Here is a 250-nt window from a genome sequence, read left to right as displayed (position 1 = left end):
GAAACTCGACAACGGCTCAAGCATCACCATTAAGGCTGGCGAAACCGTTGGCACCGTAACTGTCCCTGCACCTACCGATGACGTGTTCATCGATAAGAGCACCCAGACGGTCAAGATCACCGACGCTTCCGGCGGCAACTTCGAAAAACTCGAAGTAGCAGGCGACGGTGCAACCACCACGATCAACGACACCATCGATAAAGTCGATTTGGTCCTGACCGCCACCACTACCGTTGGTGAAGGCGGCAAC

The 250-nt window shown here is 55.2% G+C and carries 1 protein-coding gene; it reads left to right on the top strand.

The window, feature by feature from the left end:
* A partial coding sequence (locus ODQ19_RS28115) for an immunoglobulin-like domain-containing protein (protein WP_330211854.1) occupies positions 1-250 on the top strand: 250 nt, incomplete at both ends.

The organism is Pseudomonas sp. AM4(2022) (assembly GCF_036346515.1).
Classification (GTDB): Bacteria; Pseudomonadota; Gammaproteobacteria; order Pseudomonadales; family Pseudomonadaceae; genus Aquipseudomonas; species Aquipseudomonas paracarnis.
The sequence above is the reverse complement of the archived record's forward strand: the minus strand, read 5'-3'. Positions and strand labels throughout refer to the sequence as shown.